This window comes from Saccharomonospora saliphila YIM 90502 (assembly GCF_000383795.1).
GTDB classification, from domain to species: Bacteria; Actinomycetota; Actinomycetes; order Mycobacteriales; family Pseudonocardiaceae; genus Saccharomonospora; species Saccharomonospora saliphila.
Window position 1 is genome coordinate 174,518 of the sequence record NZ_KB912678.1, and the last position, 2,756, is coordinate 177,273.

Genomic DNA, 2,756 nt, shown 5'->3' on the forward strand with positions numbered 1-2,756 from the left:
CGAGACGGACCCGAGGCGACGGCCGTTCGAGGCGGCCCTCGGCGCCGCCCTCGAACACGGAATCGTCGCTGCCCGGCCGGGACTCCGAATCGCCACCACCGCTCGCGAGGGCGGCGTCGGCCCGGCCGTCCGGGACGGCGGAATCGGTACCGCCGCCCGCCAGGGCGGAATCGGCACCGCCGTTCGGGAGGGCGGTGTGGTCCCCGGGCTCGCGAGGTCCGTGCGACGGCGGCGGCCCTGTGCGGTGGGTCTCGGTCGGTGCTGTCTCGAACACACCGTCGACGCTAGGAATCCACCGGGCCACGCGGCAGGGTCGAACCACGCGCCTGTGGAAAACTCGGGCCTTGTGGACACCACGGGCACCAAGCGGTCCGCTCGTGCACCGGCGGCTCCGGTGGGCACTCGGGCACACGGGTCGCGCCCCGGCTTCACTCCGGCTGCGGAGTCCTCTGCACGACCACGCCGAGCACTCCGGGCCCGGTGTGCGCGCCGATGACCGCCCCCAGCTCCGACACCACGCACCCCGCCGACCCCGCGACCCGCTCCTCGAGGCGGGACGCCAGCTCGGCGGCGCGCTCCGGCGCGGCAAGGTGATGGACAGCCAACTCGACGGGTCCGTCCCCGGCGGCCCGCTCGGCCAGGTCGACCAGCCGGGCAGTGGCGCGATGCATCGTCCGCACCTTCTCGAGCGGGCGAATCTCCCCCTCGGCCATGTGCAGCACCGGCTTCACCGCGAGCGCGGTGCCGAACAGCGCGGCGGCGTGCCCGATGCGCCCGCCGCGGCGCAGGTGTTCGAGTGTCTCGACGGCGAACAGCGTCTCCGAACGCTCGGCCGCCGCGACGGCGGCTGCCTCCACCCGCTCGGCATCCGCTCCCCGGCCCGCGGCCGACGCCGCGTGCAACACCGCGAATCCCAGGCCCATCGCGGTGCTGCGCGAGTCGACCACCCGGACCCGGTCCGGGCCCACCTCCTGGGCGGCCAGCACGGCGGCCTCCCACGTGCCGGAAAGCTTTTTCGACAGGTGCACCGACACCACCGCCTCGGCTCCGCCGTCCAGTGCCGCCCGGTACTCGGCGGCGAGTGCGGCGGGCGTGGGGCGGGCCGTGGTCACGACGTGCCGCCGCTGGAGAGCCTCGGCGAGCGCCCTCGGGCCCATCTCGACCCCGTCGAGTGCGGCGACACCGTCGACGAGCACGTGCAGCGGCACGACCCGGACACCGTGCCTCTCGGCGAAGGCCTCGGGCAGGTGGGCAGTGGAATCCGTGACAACCGCGACGGGCACCGGCTCAGCCTACGTCCCGCACCGGCCCCCTGCCGGGAGCCTCCGCCCCGCGCCGCCCGAGCAGGGGCGCGATCAGCTCGGCCGTCGCACAGCCGACGCGGTCGTGCCCCGCCCAGCCCCAGTGCATGCCGTCCGGGTTGCCGTGCCCGCCGAGCACGTGCGGGCCGACCACGGCGGGCAGGTCGAGCAGCGGGACACCGCGGCGGCGCGACCAGGCGGCCAGCGCACCCGCGGTGCGGTGGCGCATGGTGTGCACGTACCCGTACGACGGCGCGCGGTGCACCGACGGTGCCCACCCCACGACGGGCAGATCCGGGCGCAGCGTCCGCAGCGCCTCGACCGCCGTGTCCAGGTACCGCACGGTGAGGCGGGGCGGCAGAGCCGGTGGCCGTCCCCGGAGAAGGGTCGCGAACACCGGCTGCGCCAGGCGGTACGCCTCGCGGGCGGCATGGCGCACCGGTGCGGGGCGCACGTACCGCAGACCGGTACGCAGGTAGGTCGGCAGCGGAGAGGGCAGCGAATCCATGCTGCCCACCGCGAACACCACGACGTCGGCCCGGGGGACGTCCGCCCACACCCGCGGGTCGCCGGTCAGCGCCCACCACGCGTCCCGCGCGGTCCACCCGGTGCCCGCCACGAGGTCGGCGTGACCACCGAGGGCCGCGGCGGCCACGTTGGGCCACAACCGGTCCTCGTCGGCGGCATGGGTGCCGTCGGGGCCGTGAAAGCTCAGCGAGTCGCCGAAGACGAGCAGCCGGGGGCCGGAAGTGGCAGTCATCCCGTGATGCCGGCGTTGTAGGCGTGGAGCCGCCAGCCCTCGTCCCGCCGACCCAGTTCCACCCAGTGGCAGTTCGAGATGCCGCCGAGCGACGGCCACAGCGGCACCGGCAGCTCCAACAGCCGCGCCGTCAACGCCAGGATCAGCCCACCGTGCGCGGCAAGGAGCACGGTTTCCACCTGCTCGTCGCCACGCAGCAGGTCATCCACCACCTCGTAGGCCCGTTCCGCGACCTCGATCCGCGATTCCCCGCCCGGTGGGGCCCACGTCGCGTCGGTGCGCCAGCGCTCCCGGTCGGCAGGCGCACGCTCCGCCACGGCGGTCACCGTCATGCCCTGCCACTCACCCAGATGGGTCTCGCGGAGCCGCTTGTCGACACGGAGCGGCACCCCGAACGCCTCGGTCAGCACCGTCGCCGTGTCCGTGGCCCTGCGCAGGTCGGAGGCGATGACCAGGTCGGGGGTGAACCGGGCGAGAGCGGGTGCCGCGAAGCGGGCCTGCTTCCAGCCGATCTCGGTCAGGGCCGAGTCGAGCTGGCCCTGCATCCGGCCGGAGGCGTTGTAGTCGGTCTCGCCATGCCGCCACAGCACGAGGCGCCGCAGCGTCACGGCGTCTCCGATCCCCGGTCCGCCCCGTCGTCGGCGGCCCCCGACGCGGTGTCGGCGGCGCCGCCCGACGCGGCGGTGTCATCGGCG

General features: G+C 75.2%; 4 protein-coding genes. All 4 read right to left on the reverse strand.

Annotated elements, in window-relative coordinates:
- Positions 1-274, reverse strand: a 274-nt coding sequence (locus SACSA_RS26845) for a hypothetical protein (RefSeq protein ID WP_048876753.1), incomplete at its 3' end; no start/stop codon positions are given.
- 154 nt (positions 275-428) lie between these two features.
- Positions 429-1,283, reverse strand: coding sequence for a DegV family protein (locus SACSA_RS0113350; protein ID WP_019816423.1), 855 nt, complete (start codon positions 1,281-1,283; stop codon positions 429-431).
- 4 nt (positions 1,284-1,287) lie between these two features.
- Entirely contained in the window at positions 1,288-2,061 is a 774-nt protein-coding gene (gene octT, locus SACSA_RS0113355; protein WP_019816424.1) for a diglucosylglycerate octanoyltransferase, read from the reverse strand.
- On the reverse strand, positions 2,058-2,669 hold the full coding sequence (locus SACSA_RS0113360) for a histidine phosphatase family protein (RefSeq protein ID WP_019816425.1): 612 nt from the start codon (positions 2,667-2,669) through the stop codon (positions 2,058-2,060). Before SACSA_RS0113360 ends, octT begins: the two co-directional genes overlap by 4 nt.
- Positions 2,670-2,756 lie beyond the last annotated feature (87 nt).